Below are 13,382 nucleotides of genomic sequence, written 5' to 3'. Positions count from 1 at the left end.
ACACCCAGGGAGCAACACATGGCAACCATCACTTTCCAAGGCAAACCGATCAACACTATCGGCGATTTACCAGCGATAGGTACGCAAGCGCCGGATTTCCAATTAACCAATCGTAAAATGCAGGACGTGGGTTTGGCTGAATTTGCCGGCAAACGTAAAGTGTTGAACATAGTCCCCAGCCTGGATACGCCGACCTGCGCTACCTCGACCCGGAAATTCAACGAAAAAGCCGCGCATTTGCATAATACCGTGGTGTTAGTGGTATCGGCTGACCTACCCTTTGCGCAAGTGCGGTTTTGCGAAGTCGAAGGCATCAAACACGTCGTGCCGCTCTCGACCTTCCGTTCCAGCTTCGCCCACGATTACGGCGTCGAGCTGTTGGACAGCATCCTGGCAGGCTTGACCGCCCGTGCCATTGTCATCATCGACGAAAACGACACAGTCATCTACACCCAGTTGGTCAGCGAAATTGCCGACGAGCCTGACTACGTCAGCGCCTTGGCCGCCCTGCATTAACCGTGACACAGAGCGCCGAGCTCTGAGTTTCAACTCGGCGCGAAGCCACAAGCTAAAGTCTAAGATTTTTCTAAATCTCCGGAATCATGAAGCCGTCGCTTGGCGTTCCGCCTGATCATACATCGCGCCAAATAGCTGAATAACGACATAAATCATGGTTCTGGCAACACGAACCGCATCAGGCTCCGCCGGGCTGTCGGCAACATAGGCGCTGATGGCATCATCCATGAATTTAACCAAGCCGGCTTGCGAATCGCTCTCGGTCAGGCGCTCGGCAAATCGATTCTGAAATTTGTCGCGAAACTTCGTATCCATCTTGTTGCCAGGCATGAATGCCTGCAACTCCGCATCGAGTAAGGCGGCCGTATTCTGTAACCATTCCATGTTCAATACCCTTTGGTCCGGCAAATCGCCGAAGGCATGCCGGAATACACAAATCACATCGAAACAAAGATCCATGAACAGATTTGCCAAATCTTTATCCTTGTCGGCAATCAAAGCCGAAAACACGCCAAAGATCGTTTGCGCCAACGCGCTCTGCTCGGTTTGGAATTGCTGAAGTATGCTGCGGCCAGCATTTTCATCCTGGCTTTTGGCGTATTGCAGGGCCTGATACAGCTCTCGGTCGGTTAATTCACGCATCGTCGGTTCTAACTAAGTTCGATAAATATCCAGGCGATATATTATCAAGCCCATGCCTGATAACCGATATTTATAATATATGGACCATTGAACCGGCCTTTAAATATCCTCGCCTTCCATGGTGAAAATCAGGCATTTTCAGAAATTTTCTTCAGTTAACCAGGGTATGGCCGCGTTGACGCATGCAGGTTTTAAATGCTCTTTTAAAGCTTTCGTTCGCTTTATAGCCTTCCCATAATCCCGCGGGGATAGCCAATATTGCACCACCGGCTGCGCCGGTGGCGGCGCTGCCGGCTATCGCACCGACTGCCGCGCCGCCCGCGGCACCGGTAACCGCACCGACACCGGCACCCATGCCGATTTCCTTGGTAATATCCGACGCTTGTTCCGCAAGAGACTTACACTCGACCATGTCGCGTTGCGTGGTTTGCGGCTGTTGGTCCAAACGCGGGTCGATGATCGGATGCCAGCTACTCATGGATGCGCAGCCGCTGGTTAATGTGGCAAGTAGCAACATACTGCCGAAATATTTTTGTGTCATTTTTCCTCCAAAAGGCATGTTTAAATTGTTAGCTAAATTCTCATCATTGCTGTTTGAAATATTGAGCGACTGGTGCTGCGGAGGATTGCTCCGGCACGCATTAGAGTTGATAAAGTTGCGAGATATTGCTGCCGATGCATTTTTCGCCAAGCTGTTGATTTATAGCAGTATTCGAGTCGCACATAATCACTCCGTAAGTTGTTCACTTGTGAAAAATTCTAAGTTTGGCGACTTAAAATCTACTTAAGCTTTGATTAGAATCCGGTTAAAACGCCGCCGGCAGCTCAGCACTCACGAATCGGCGTCATGTTCGGAAAGGCTTTGCAACACCCGCTTAAACAGGCAGTATGTTCCAATGAAAACCCTCACCCAACTCCATGCAGATATCGACACGCGGGTAAAAATCATCCGCGACAACCAACCCGATTGGCTATGCCGCCAGGGTTGCGACGGCTGTTGCCGCAGGCTTGCCGCAGTACCCAAGATCACCGCAGATGAATGGCATTGTCTGCAACAAGGCCTGATGGCCTTACCGCCGGAGCGATTTCAGCAAATCGGTGGGGAGATAGCCGCTCTGGCCGGCCAAATAGCGCGCCCGGTCATCTGCCCGCTGCTGGACAAAGCCAATGGCGCTTGCCTGGTCTATGCACACCGCCCTATCGCTTGCCGAACTTACGGTTTTTATGTTCAGCGCGATCAGGGGCTGTACTGTAAAGACATCGAAGCGCGCGTAAGTGATGGCGCGCTGAGCGAAGTGGTGTGGGGCAACCATGACGGCATTGACCATCGGTTGCTTGCTCTAGGCGAGTCGCGCGAATTGCCGGAGTGGTTTGCGGATTGGCAGCGGGATGCTGATTGAATCGAGGCTATAGCCCCGACACGCAGATGTTTGTTTTTGATAGTAAAAAGACCTAACACGCCGCTCAAAGAGTAGCTGTCGCCAGTCCGCAGAGCGGAGGCTCCGCGACTCATACCGCTCAACGAACCGAGCCGACTCAGTAAGCCCTATAGCGCGCCTGGGATTGCCCGGAACAGACGCGCCTCCGCCATCATTCAGCAGTCGGCGAATGATGGCTATCGTGATCAGGTATGCCTGGATTGCCGTGGTCCTCGGCTTGGGCATCGAACCATTCATGCAGGGCCTGAACGAATTGGGGGTATTCGGTAGAAAAATGAATCTGTCCGCCGTTATCCAAAGCTTGATATTGAACTTTAATATCATCGACTTTTGCCTTTTTTAACTGCGCCAGCCCCGGCATTTCCGCACCATGCAAACGTTCCGTCGCCGCATAATTGCCCGCCTGGTATTGTTCCGCCCTTTTTTGCAAATGCCCCTGAATTAATTTAATTTGCGAGGCATTATCCGCGGATTTGATCACCACATGCTGGACACCGCCGTGCACCGTTTTGGTAAAGGTTTGTACCGTCCCCTGCACCGCGTAAGGCACTATTGTCTGTAACTGTTCTTGATTGATGGGTTTGGCAGGCGCATGCTCAATAGCTTGCACGACGATCAGGCATTGTAAAATACCCAGTATTATCAATAGGTAGTGTTTCATGGCGATACTCCGAGTAGATTGACATTCATCCTGAACACTGAGTTTTTTATCCGGTCGATTAATACCTTTCGCTCCGGACCTATTGGAGAAGCACCCTAATTGGCTTGGACAAACATAGCCGGATCGGGATGCCGGTAATCAATAGCCGGATTTGCCACTCAGTGATTCGCTGGCTCCGTTCTTCATACACAAAATACGTTTTAGCAAAATCCTCAAGCTTTCCATTGCAGGAATTGATCGAGGCGCTCGACGTTATCAGGTAAAAACACATGCACCTGGTTCCGGCCTTTTTCCTTGGCTCTGTAGCACGCGCTATCGGCGTTACTTAAAAACTCCCCGACATCCCGAACGGTACACGTCACCGCAGCCACTCCAATGCTAGCGCTCACGGTAAATTCAGCATCACCCCAGTTAAATTTGAAATTGCGCAGACTATTACATAGTTCATGGGCGATATTGCGCGCTTGATCAAGTGTGGTGTGTTCCAGCAACAACGCGAACTCGTCGCCGCCCAATCGGGCCAGCGTGTCGCGTTGCCGCAGTTTGGAGGACAAAACGGTACTGATTCTGCGCAGTAATTCATCTCCTGCCGCTTGTCCACAGGTATCGTTGACCTGCTTAAAATGATCCAGATCGAGATAACAAAGCGCATGGTGAAAATAGCCGGGGCGGGTGCTAGCCAATACCCTTGCCACCCGTTGTTCAAAAGCTGTCCGATTAACCAGCCCGGTCAAGGGGTCGTGGCTGGCCTGATAGGCCAAACTCTGGCGTTTGGTTTGAGATGCCGACATATCCCAAAACACCAGCACCAAGCTATCGACAAATCCATCCAACGCGACCGGATAAAACGAATATTCGACCGGAAATGACCGGCCATCCTTGCGTTTAAAATTAGCGGTACTACGCTGAGCGATGATGTCGCGGGCCATATCAGGCAACTTGAGCGCTTCCAGCGCTAAGATCAAATCCCCGGCTATCATGGCAACGATGTCCTGTCCCAGCACGTCTATCTCGGCGTAACCCAAAACCTGCAACGCGGCCCGGTTAACGAAGCTGCAACGGCCATCCACATCAAGACCGACAATACCTTCGCCGGCCGAATCCAGCAGTAAGCGAAAGCGCCTCTCGCTGTTGCGCGCCTCGGTATTGGCGTGTTTGAGCTTTACCAAAGTGGTGTCAAGACTGGCATTGGCGGACTTGAGGATGGCGCATTGTTTTTCCAGTTGTTCCGTACGCCTAAACACCAACTCCTCCAAACGTTGCCGGTAATAGCTCAGCTCCTGTTCGGTTTCTTTGTCTTTGGTAATATCAATCAGGACACCTTGCAAAAACAAACTTTCGCCGGCTTCATTCCGCACTACGTTGGCTTCGTCGAGAAACCAGCGATGGCTTCCATCCTGTTTACGTAATCGGTATTCGCACCTCAGAGGCGCATGATGTTTATAGGTATAGGCATAGGCTTCTACCGCCACTGCCAGATCGTCCGGGTGCACCCGCTTCAGTATACCTTGCGGGTCATCAAGCCAATCTTGCTCGGGCAAGCCCAATTGAGCAATTTGCGGACTGACATATAACAGCTTTACCGGCGTTTCCAACGATGCGATATAAGTGATCACCGGCATTTGTTCCACCAAGGCCCGGTACTTAGCTTCCGCCTCACGCAATTGCGCCAGGGTTTCGGTTTTCTCCGCCAGCAGGTGCTGTCCCTGCAACTCTCGGTTGACTTCAGTGGGCGATGCGGCGTCCGCGTTGCTGGCGCAGTTGTTAGATTGGTCCGTGGCAAAGGCCGCATCATCGCATTCTATCGGCACCAGGATGGAGACATTAGCCTGTTTGACCGTTTCCACTTGATTGGCGATGTAGCCGGCATCCAGCATATCCGGTGATTGCCAATTCCCGCGCACTTGTTCGGGCTGGCGGTCTTCGGCGAGTTTAAGACCGTGATGACTGGGTTCTCCCTCGCAAAACGCCGTATCATGATCCCGAAACGCCGCCAGGGAGTGTTTGTTCGCCATCCGGCTGGCTGGATCGTGGTCTATAACAAGTGAGCAGCTATGGGCTTTGGCTGATGCAGTGTTCATAAAATCGCCCCCTATCGGTGACTGGGTTTCAATAGCCGAACTGACCAGATAAAACCACGGGGCGATATTTCAGCGCCGGTAGACTTGATCAGCCAAATGCGTAGCGTCTCCTGAGATCTTTGGCATGTCCATAAGTGGTAATGGCGGTAATAGGTTTGGACAGCGGCGACGGATTGGCACTGACAGCAAGCAGCCGAGCAAACTCGTTTTTGATGATCGGGTAACACTCGCAACTTTGTGCTTCCAGGCCGGCGCGCTCCAGCACGCTGATTTGACCACGGCAATACCGAATTACCCCGGCTTGCTGTAATTTCCCGGCGACCTCGGTGATGCCTTCGCGGCGCACGCCCAGCAGACTGGCGATGGATTGCTGCGTTATTGCTATCTCGCTTCCGCTCTGCCGGTCCAGGATCATCAACAGCCAACGCGAGAATTGTTGTTCAATGGAATGATGCCGCTTGCAAGCCGCTATTTGCGTCATATGCGTCAGTAGTGCCTGGGTATAGCGGAGTAACACACCTTGCAGCCCACTGTGCTGTCCGCCTATCCGCTCAATTTCCTCATCAACCAGACTCCTGTGCAAACGATAGGCATAGCCCGGCATCACTACTAAGGCTTGATACGGTATGGATTCACCGCCCATGAACAGCGATATACCCAGCATGCCTTCGTTGCCAATCAAAGCCAGTTCGCGGGAGGCTCCATTCTCAGTAAAGTAAAGCTCCGCTATCACACCGGTGACGGGAAAGTAGACATAACGCAAAGACTCATCCGGTTCACAAAGCGCGTCGCCACACTCCATTTCAACCCGTTCCAGTAAACTTGAAACACGGGCATACTCGGGTTCAGGCAGCATAGCGAGAAGCTGGTTTTGTCTTGGATGGTCCAATTCACTCATCAGTTATTTCCGGATTGTTTAGCGAGGGGTAAATCAAGTATTCATATTGCTGAAACGGTAAAGCCATACCAACATAGCGCGTTTTAACACAGCCGCTATCCGCTAAAAATACGTACTGCTACTTAGATTGAAGATAAGTTTGACAGGGCTAATTTTTCGCCAGCATACTTCCGCGCGAACTGGGGCAAGAAGCCAACTCTAGGCATAGCTTTTCACAAACTAAGGCCGGCTATTTGGGCTTATGCACGGGTTAAGACCCGGTTGCCAACTCCCGCTGTTGCCGAAACAGGGCTTCTCGGCTAGCCACATCCGTATAATAGGGCTTGCGTTACAACCATCGAAAGAATGCCTGAAGCGGTCTAAATTCTGTCCAAAATAGAAGATGTCTCATGACTGACGAGCGCTGTAAGTCTGCACACCCTGACAATACTGTTCGACAAGAAGCTCAGAACAGACACCCAAACTCAAGCAAAACCAGCAGTTCCCTCGATGCTCCGGAGAAAATTTTGCATGAGCAGCAAGTACGTCTGCTTGAATTAGAAACCCAAAATCAATCGCTGATTCAGGCGCGAGACCGCTTCCAGCATCTTTACGATTTCGCCCCGCACGCCTGCCTCACACTCAGCCCGGACCAGCGAATATCCACCATAAACTTTGCGGCCGCCGCCTTGTTGGGTGGTGAGCGTCAACACTTAATTGGCCGTCATTTTTCAAGCTTGATTGCCGATCAAAGCCGCGACTTTTGGCAACGGCATTTATCGCAGATTCAGCAACGTAGCGAAATTCAGCCTTGCGAATTGCCAATGCTGCGTGACGATAACGCTGCATTTCCTGCCAGACTCGACTGCCTGATGCTCACCGGTCTCGCCGACCAGCCGGAACTGCACATTACCCTCACCGACCTCACTCGACAAACACAAACAGAATCATCTGTGCAGGAGCAAAGCCCGGCGCTGTGCGCGGCACTTATACAAGCCGCGCGGGATGCCATTGTCTGCATCGACGCAAAACACCGTGTCGTATTATGCAATCCCGCAGCCGGCAAGCTGTTCGGCTGCCGCGCGGATCAAGCCATTGGCAACGTGATCGAACACTTTATTCCGGCTGGTTTTCCGGCCATTTATTCAGCGCCAAAGCCAGAAGGCGATAGCGATCATCAGTCTAAAGAACTTCGCACAGTGACCGGTTTGCGCGCTAACGGCGAAGAATTTCTAATGGAAGCCATCATTTCCGAGATAGACACTGGCGAGCAAACCTTGTATTCCCTTGTCCTGCGCGATGCAGACGGACGCAGCCCACTACCAGCCGAACATCATTTACAGGATCAGCTGTCCAAAGTGGCGGCTTCCGTACCCGGCGTTATTTGTTCTTTTCGTTTGGCTGCGGATGGCTCAGCCAGCATGCCTTATGCCAGTCAGGCGCTTGAATCTTTGTACGGACTGCCTCCCGAAGCAGTGGCCGAGGACTTTAGTCCGGTATTTGCCAGGGTGCATCCCGACGACATCAAACTGATCAACGAAACCATCAGCGAATCGGCGCGCAGCCTGACGCCTTGGCGCGACACCTTTCGCTACCAACACCCTAGTAAAGGCGAAATCTGGATAGAAGGTCATTCCATGCCGATGCGGGAACAGGGCGGCAGCATTTTGTGGCATGGCTATCTCCAAGATATTACCGCGCGAAAACAGGCTGAATCGGTCTATCGCGACCAGGATAGGGAACTGCAACTGATCATGGATGCCACGCCGGCGCTGATCGCCTATTTGGATGTCGATTTTCGCTATGTACGGGTAAATGCGACATATGAACACTGGTTCGGCATCTCTCCGGAACAGGTTATCGGCCGCACCGTGCCGGAAATTCTGGGTGGCGCGGCCTGGGACATAGTCCGTCCTTATCTGGAGCGGGCTTTGGCGGGCGAGCCGGTTAGTTTTGACCAGCAAATTCCTTATGGCAACGGCAAACCCCGCTGGGTGCATGCGACCTATATTCCCAATGCCGATGAAGCCGGCAGGTTGAAAGGTATTGTGGTGCATGTGATCGACATCGAAGAGCGCAAACTGTCCGAGCAGAAAATTGCCTTATTGAACCAACGCTTGGAACGCCGTCTGGAGGAAATGCAGGTTATTTACAACACGGTACCCATTGGACTCGCCATCGCCAATGACAATAGCGGACAACATATCCGCGGAAATCGGGCGAATGAGCAGATGCTGGGCGTGCCCCCCACCTCGGAACTTTCACTATCGAGCCCAACCCCGCCGGCCATCACAGTATTGCAAAACGGCTATCCGCTGGCCGCTGAAGATCTGCCGATTCAGCGTGCTTGCCGGGGAGAAGTGGTGAGCGACGAGACGCTGGATATAGTCCGCCCGGACGGGAAAGTGATTACCGTGGTGTCCAATGCATCGCCCTTGCTGGACAATAAAGGGCAGCCGCGCGGGGCCGTTGGCGCATTTTTGGACATTACACCACTGAAAGTCGCTGATGACGCCCTGCGCCGTAACGAGGCTTTCGTACGCTGCGTTCTGAATTCGCTGCCCGCACATGTGGCAGTACTGGATAATAGCGGCTTGGTGACGACGGTCAACGCGCCCTGGGATTGCTTTGCTATCGAGAACGGCGGTTCGTCCAGTCAATTGTCGGAAGGCGCCAATTACCTTGAAGTTTGCCGCCGCTCGTCTGCGGCAGGCGACCGGGACGCACAGAAGGCTTTGACCGGCCTTGAGAGCCTGATAGCGGGCCATCAACAGGAATTTATGATGGAATATCCCTGTCGAACCGCGCTTGGTGAGCTTTGGTTTATGATGCACGCCAAACGCATTACCCAAGGTTTCCAGGGCATGATTATTACCCATGTAGACATTACCGAACTGAAACGCACCCACGCGGAATTGCGGCATACCGAGACCCGCCTGGCACTGATCATCGACGAAGTGAATGCCGGTTATTGGGACTGGGATTTGGTCTCGCAAACCTTATTTCTCTCGCCGGAATGGAAACGGCAAATCGGTTTTGACGACCATGAAATGCAGAACCGTTGGGAGGAATGGGAATCTCGCTTGCATCCGGATGATCGGGCATGGGTCCTGGCAAGCACCAAAGACTACCTGTCCGGGCATGTATCCGCTTACGAACTGGAATTCCGCTTACGGCACAAGAATGGCTCCTACCGCTGGATCCATTCGCGCGGCAGCTTATTGCATGATAAAAATAATCGGCCTTATCGATTGCTGGGCATCAATTTCGACATCACCGACTATAAACTGACCCGGGAATTGAGCGAACGCCGAAATCGGATGGAACAGTCATTTCGAGTATCGTTGGCGACGCAGACGATAGCGGCGATTGCCCACGAATTAAACCAACCCCTGGCCGCTATTTCCTCTTATGCCGACGTGGCGTTGCGCCTATACCAATCGGAAAAACCGGATTCCCAAAAACTCAACCACGTACTGGAAGCCTGTGTGCAACAAGCTCAGCGTGCCGGCGAAGTCATCAGACAATTATTTAGCCATTTGAATAAAACCGAGGCCGTCGGTGAACGGGTCGATATTAACTTTCTCGTGACAGAAGCCTGCGCGTTTATAAAAAACGACAAAACCCTAGACACTTTAAACATAGAACTGGACCTTGCCGCCGACTTACCGCAGACCACGGTCAATGTGCTGCAAATTCAAAAGGTGCTGGTGAATCTGATCATTAATGGTCTGGAAGCGATGCAGGAACACGGTAAGCTATCCGAGGTATTGCGCATTACCACCGGCCGATACGCCGACGATCCTGATATGGCAGTAGTCTGTGTTTGTGACAGCGGTAAAGGCCTAGCGGACGCCACTGCCCTGAAAATGCTGTTTCAACCCTTTTACTCGACTAAACCCGCCGGACTGGGAATGGGCTTGGCCATCAGCCGCGCCTTGATCCAAGCCCATGGCGGCCAACTGTGGGCGGAGCGGAATGTCGGCGACGGCCTTAGCCTGTTCTTTACCTTACCGTTTGCGAAATGAATACTCAGCCCTGCGTATTCGTGGTGGACGACGACGATGCGGTCCGCGACAGCTTGGGTTTGGTATTTGAAACCGCGGGCCTTGCGTATCAAACATTTGCCAGTGCCGAGTGCTTTCTGGAAAGCTATTCTCCGGAGCAGCCAGGCTGTCTGGTGCTGGATGTCAACATGCCGGGTCTGGATGGTCACGAGTTGCAAGCCGAACTTATCCGCCGCCACATCCACCTTCCCATTATTTTCCTGACCGCCTATGGCGACATACCGATGACAGTGCGCGCGATGAAGGCGGGAGCTGTTGATTTTCTGACCAAACCGGTCAGCACCGAACTATTGCTCGACAGAGTACAGGCCGCGCTAAAGCTTGAAGTCAACACCCAGGCACAGGCCATAAAAGGGCAAGCGCAGTGTAATCGGCTAAGCGGGCTGACGTCACGCGAACTTGAGATTATGGGGATGGTGGTGGCTGGTCTAACCAACAAAGAAATAGCCAGGCGTTTGGGGATTAGTCACCGCACTGTTGAAATCCACCGCGCGAAGGTGATGGAGAAAACCGGCGCGCCGAATCTGCTGGAACTCGCCCGCATCTATGCGGCCTGCCAGCTTTGAGTGTCTCTATCCCGTTACCCCGCCCTTCGCTACCCTTGTTTCTATGCCGGCGGAACGCCGATAGCCCCAAATGCACGTTATTAATAGAGCTGATGAATATTACTAATTTAACAAATCCTGTTTTTTGACTTACCGTATGCCGGCGTCAAGTAAAACCCCATATACAAGACCCGTTAGCAATACCAAATCCGAAAATAGGTGTAACGATGGCTAGAGAAAAACTGACTACTGCTCAAATAAATCTGCTGAATAAATGCCCTAAGGAATGGGCTGTCGTACCGGTTGGATCCACTAATAAAACATTGATTGCGCTGATGAAAAAAGGCTTGGTCGATTCGCGGCTATTAATCAATACATTGTTCCCTGAGCTGTCCAGGTGCGAATGGCGCATAGCGCCATAGCCGCCAAAACAATAAAAAGCGCTTGCAGGCCTGCGTTGTTCGGCGGAATAAGACATAGCCAAAAATGTCTCCCGGATTTTTGGATCGCCATCCAAATTACAGGTAATGATTGATCAACTGCTGCGGTTACCGGGAACTTTGTCCAGTAAAATGACATCCGAAAACTAAGTTTGATTGAGCATTTGGGCCGGTACATTTAAAATCCCTACCTAGATACTCAGATTTTCTTGAGAAGCTTATTATTTTGGTCGAATGTTATTTAGGTCGTATTTTTTTTACATCAATTCGCCGGTTGTCCTCTACAGCATGCGTGTATGCGGCGGCATAGGTCAGTGGTAGCCACTATGATGACTAGCGATGATTCGGCACGCCGCCGAGGCGCGCGCCGTCAGCAAGAACGCCGGACTAATCCGTTCGCCTTCAACTCAGCGGAGTGGATCGCTTTCGTTCAGCAACAATATGTGCTGTGGCCAAAACAAGACCGGCGGGTTTTAGATCGCCGGCGGGCCGAGCGCCGCGAGATTGATCGTCGCGCCGGACTGCGCGACGCGGAGCGGGAAATCCCGTTTCAACGCACTCGCTGGTTTTCCGCAGAGCACATCCTCGACGACGAGGAAAAGCAAATGATCCAAGCGTTATTCGCCGAAGAAGAGTAAGCGGCCCGGCTGCCAACATCAACGCAACACGATGTCCGCCGGATGCCGCAGCTGCACGGCAAAACGCTGTTTCGAGCGCCGCACCCACCCCCGCACTTCCACATCCTTACCCACATAGGTTTCCAGCGGCGGAAACAAGCCGGCCGATATTGGCTCGACACTGATAGATACCGCATCGGAGAGTTGCAAGTAGCTGTGTTTCGCTGTGTTTTTGAGCGCGCGGATGCGTCCGGTTAAGCGCTTCCAACCCTGGTAATTGTTCTCGTCTAGCCGTTCCGCAGCCAGTGGCGCATAGGCCTGTTCACCCCAAATCCCTAGCCTGGCTTGCTCGGCACTGCGCTGAGCCGCCAACAAGCTGTCGAGATATTTGAAATTCGGCGGAAAAATGTTAACCGTGGCCAATCCGCGTTTCACCAATTCCAGATTGATATGCTCCTTGTCCTCGGTAAACACGTAAGCCAAAGTGCGCTGATATTTGTCCTGTTTTTCCACATCGCCTTGCAGGAATACCTTCTGATGCTCCAACTTTTGCTTCAACCAGGCCTTGGCCTGCTCGCCGCCGGCTTCTGCTGACTTGTTACGGCCGGCAACCTCCGGGGTATTGATCCCCAAAAAACGGACTTTCTGGCCGTCGCTTAGTAAGATAGTATCGCCATCGAACACCTTTTCTACCCGATAGGAGGCGACGCCGGGATCGATGCTTAAGACTTTGGCGTTTTCATTGCCATGATCGGCATAATGGCGGCGACCTTGCGGATCGGTCCATTGATAGACTTCGGCAGATAGCAAAGCCGGCAATATCGCCAACAGCCAGAGACAGTGTTTAGTGCTTTTCTTCATTTTTTTCGATCACCATGACTAACCAACAGATTATCGCCGCTACGCAGGCTTGGCTAAAAACTTTTGTTATTGAATACAATATTTGCCCGTTTGCCCGCCGCGAGCAGGAGAAAGGCAGTATTCGCTATCAGGTTGTGTCGAGCAACAGCATTGAGGATAGCCTGGAAGCGGTCATTGCCGAGTGCGTGCATCTCGATTCCGAGCCCGACACCGAAACCACCTTGCTGATATTTAATGAGGCGTTTGCCGACTTCGAAGATTTCCTGGATTTGCTGGCTATCGCCGAGCAATTGCTCATTGATCAAGGCTACGAAGGCATCTACCAATTGGCTAGTTTTCACCCGGACTATTGCTTTGCGCAAACGCCGACAAACGACCCCAGCAATTACACCAACCGTTCCCCCTACCCCATGCTGCATCTGATTCGCGAAGACAGCATCGAAAAAGCCGTCGCCAGCCATCCCGACCCGGAGGGTATTCCAGACCGAAATATTGCGCTGACCCGCGAATTGGGTCTGGAAAAATTGCGGGCGATTGTCAATGCCTGCTACCAACAGTAGCGAAAACCTTTACCCGTATGCGTTCGGTTTTCTCGTTTCAAGATTAGCCGAGTTCTGATATGGCAAGGCGGCGCAA

Annotated in this window: 13 protein-coding genes; 6 read left to right on the top strand and 7 right to left on the bottom strand. The window is 52.3% G+C overall.

What is annotated here, in order from left to right:
- Positions 1-18: 18 nt before the first annotated feature.
- Positions 19-516 carry a thiol peroxidase gene (gene tpx / locus ACMXD4_RS06830; protein WP_415880258.1) on the top strand — a complete coding sequence of 166 codons (498 nt, stop codon included), beginning with the start codon at positions 19-21 and terminating at the stop codon, positions 514-516.
- Positions 517-600: 84 nt separating this feature from the next.
- On the opposite strand, the gene ACMXD4_RS06825 is transcribed toward tpx, so the two are convergent.
- Positions 601-1,158, bottom strand: coding sequence for a hypothetical protein (locus ACMXD4_RS06825; RefSeq protein ID WP_415880257.1), 558 nt, complete (start codon positions 1,156-1,158; stop codon positions 601-603).
- A 151-nt stretch (positions 1,159-1,309) separates the two neighbouring features.
- Positions 1,310-1,699 (bottom strand): glycine zipper family protein, encoded by a 390-nt coding sequence (locus ACMXD4_RS06820; RefSeq protein WP_171696098.1) that lies wholly within the window; start codon positions 1,697-1,699, stop codon positions 1,310-1,312.
- Positions 1,700-2,054: 355 nt separating this feature from the next.
- On the opposite strand from ACMXD4_RS06820, the gene ACMXD4_RS06815 reads away from it, so the two are divergent.
- The gene (locus ACMXD4_RS06815; protein ID WP_415880256.1) at positions 2,055-2,558 is read left to right on the top strand and encodes a YkgJ family cysteine cluster protein; all 504 of its coding nucleotides are present in this window, start codon (positions 2,055-2,057) and stop codon (positions 2,556-2,558) included.
- 190 nt (positions 2,559-2,748) lie between these two features.
- Here ACMXD4_RS06815 and ACMXD4_RS06810 read toward each other — a convergent pair whose 3' ends face one another.
- The 3 genes from ACMXD4_RS06810 to ACMXD4_RS06800 all read right to left on the bottom strand — a co-directional run bounded on the left by ACMXD4_RS06810 (position 2,749) and on the right by ACMXD4_RS06800 (position 6,237).
- Positions 2,749-3,258, bottom strand: a complete 510-nt coding sequence (locus tag ACMXD4_RS06810) for an aspartate carbamoyltransferase (RefSeq protein WP_415880255.1) — start codon at positions 3,256-3,258, stop codon at positions 2,749-2,751.
- A gap of 212 nt (positions 3,259-3,470) precedes the next feature.
- A complete protein-coding gene (locus ACMXD4_RS06805) occupies positions 3,471-5,339 on the bottom strand; it encodes a diguanylate cyclase domain-containing protein (RefSeq protein ID WP_415880254.1) in 1,869 nt (622 codons plus the stop codon).
- Positions 5,340-5,427: 88 nt separating this feature from the next.
- The gene (locus tag ACMXD4_RS06800; protein ID WP_415880253.1) at positions 5,428-6,237 is read right to left on the bottom strand and encodes a Crp/Fnr family transcriptional regulator; all 810 of its coding nucleotides are present in this window, start codon (positions 6,235-6,237) and stop codon (positions 5,428-5,430) included.
- A 506-nt stretch (positions 6,238-6,743) separates the two neighbouring features.
- Here ACMXD4_RS06800 and ACMXD4_RS06795 point away from each other — a divergent pair.
- Both ACMXD4_RS06795 and ACMXD4_RS06790 read left to right on the top strand, forming a co-directional pair.
- A complete protein-coding gene (locus ACMXD4_RS06795; RefSeq protein WP_415880252.1) occupies positions 6,744-10,244 on the top strand; it encodes a PAS domain S-box protein in 3,501 nt (1,166 codons plus the stop codon).
- Positions 10,241-10,849, top strand: a complete 609-nt coding sequence (locus tag ACMXD4_RS06790; RefSeq protein ID WP_415880251.1) for a response regulator transcription factor — start codon at positions 10,241-10,243, stop codon at positions 10,847-10,849. Before ACMXD4_RS06795 ends, ACMXD4_RS06790 begins: the two co-directional genes overlap by 4 nt.
- A 232-nt stretch (positions 10,850-11,081) precedes the next feature.
- Here ACMXD4_RS06790 and ACMXD4_RS06785 read toward each other — a convergent pair whose 3' ends face one another.
- Positions 11,082-11,345 carry a hypothetical protein gene (locus tag ACMXD4_RS06785; RefSeq protein WP_415880250.1) on the bottom strand — a complete coding sequence of 88 codons (264 nt, stop codon included), beginning with the start codon at positions 11,343-11,345 and terminating at the stop codon, positions 11,082-11,084.
- 249 nt (positions 11,346-11,594) lie between these two features.
- Between ACMXD4_RS06785 and ACMXD4_RS06780 the strand changes: the two genes are divergently transcribed.
- A complete protein-coding gene (locus ACMXD4_RS06780) occupies positions 11,595-11,906 on the top strand; it encodes a hypothetical protein (RefSeq protein ID WP_051669669.1) in 312 nt (103 codons plus the stop codon).
- An 18-nt stretch (positions 11,907-11,924) separates the two neighbouring features.
- Here ACMXD4_RS06780 and ACMXD4_RS06775 read toward each other — a convergent pair whose 3' ends face one another.
- Positions 11,925-12,746, bottom strand: a complete 822-nt coding sequence (locus ACMXD4_RS06775) for a thermonuclease family protein (protein WP_319962924.1) — start codon at positions 12,744-12,746, stop codon at positions 11,925-11,927.
- A 14-nt stretch (positions 12,747-12,760) separates the two neighbouring features.
- On the opposite strand from ACMXD4_RS06775, the gene ACMXD4_RS06770 reads away from it, so the two are divergent.
- A complete protein-coding gene (locus ACMXD4_RS06770) occupies positions 12,761-13,306 on the top strand; it encodes a DUF1415 domain-containing protein (protein ID WP_033155563.1) in 546 nt (181 codons plus the stop codon).
- Positions 13,307-13,382 lie beyond the last annotated feature (76 nt).

This window comes from Methylomonas sp. TEB (assembly GCF_047777895.1).
In the GTDB taxonomy this organism is placed as follows: Bacteria; Pseudomonadota; Gammaproteobacteria; order Methylococcales; family Methylomonadaceae; genus Methylomonas.
This window is presented reverse-complemented; position numbering and strand designations above follow the sequence as displayed.

Excerpts from the sequence above, each read along its gene's own strand:
- ACMXD4_RS06800 (WP_415880253.1), bottom strand. The coding sequence starts at position 6,237 with ATGAGTGAATTGGACCATCCAAGACAAAACCAGCTTCTCGCTATGCTG.
- ACMXD4_RS06775 (WP_319962924.1), bottom strand. The coding sequence starts at position 12,746 with ATGAAGAAAAGCACTAAACACTGTCTCTGGCTGTTGGCGATATTGCCG.
- ACMXD4_RS06810 (WP_415880255.1), bottom strand. The coding sequence starts at position 3,258 with ATGAAACACTACCTATTGATAATACTGGGTATTTTACAATGCCTGATC.
- ACMXD4_RS06770 (WP_033155563.1), top strand. The coding sequence starts at position 12,761 with ATGACTAACCAACAGATTATCGCCGCTACGCAGGCTTGGCTAAAAACT.
- ACMXD4_RS06805 (WP_415880254.1), bottom strand. The coding sequence starts at position 5,339 with ATGAACACTGCATCAGCCAAAGCCCATAGCTGCTCACTTGTTATAGAC.
- ACMXD4_RS06815 (WP_415880256.1), top strand. The coding sequence starts at position 2,055 with ATGAAAACCCTCACCCAACTCCATGCAGATATCGACACGCGGGTAAAA.
- ACMXD4_RS06825 (WP_415880257.1), bottom strand. The coding sequence starts at position 1,158 with ATGCGTGAATTAACCGACCGAGAGCTGTATCAGGCCCTGCAATACGCC.
- tpx (WP_415880258.1), top strand. The coding sequence starts at position 19 with ATGGCAACCATCACTTTCCAAGGCAAACCGATCAACACTATCGGCGAT.
- ACMXD4_RS06780 (WP_051669669.1), top strand. The coding sequence starts at position 11,595 with ATGATGACTAGCGATGATTCGGCACGCCGCCGAGGCGCGCGCCGTCAG.
- ACMXD4_RS06820 (WP_171696098.1), bottom strand. The coding sequence starts at position 1,699 with ATGACACAAAAATATTTCGGCAGTATGTTGCTACTTGCCACATTAACC.
- ACMXD4_RS06790 (WP_415880251.1), top strand. The coding sequence starts at position 10,241 with ATGAATACTCAGCCCTGCGTATTCGTGGTGGACGACGACGATGCGGTC.